We start from the raw sequence: 314 nt of genomic DNA on the forward strand, positions 1-314 counted from the left end.
GCGCTTGCTGAGGCAGATTCGCTTGAGCTTACTGAGGCTGACTGGCTAGCGCTTACTGAGGCTGACTGACTTGAGCTTGCTGAGGCAGATTGACTAGAGCTCGCTGAAGCGGATTGACTTGAGCTCACCGATACAGATTGGCTCGAACTTACTGATGCAGACTGACTAGCGCTTACTGAGGCAGATTGGCTGGAGCTTATAGATACTGATTGACTAGCGCTGGCTGAGGCTGACTCACTTGCGCTTACTGATGCTGACTCACTTGCGCTTACTGAGGCTGACTGGCTTGAGCTTACAGACGCTGACTGACTCGA

1 protein-coding gene is annotated in these 314 nt (G+C 52.5%); it reads right to left on the minus strand.

Going from position 1 to position 314, the window contains the following annotated elements:
- Positions 1-314, minus strand: a 314-nt coding sequence (locus B7714_RS00005) for a hypothetical protein (RefSeq protein ID WP_193432107.1), incomplete at both ends; no start/stop codon positions are given.

The organism is Streptococcus oralis subsp. oralis (genome assembly GCF_002096595.1).
Taxonomy (GTDB): Bacteria; Bacillota; Bacilli; order Lactobacillales; family Streptococcaceae; genus Streptococcus; species Streptococcus oralis_D.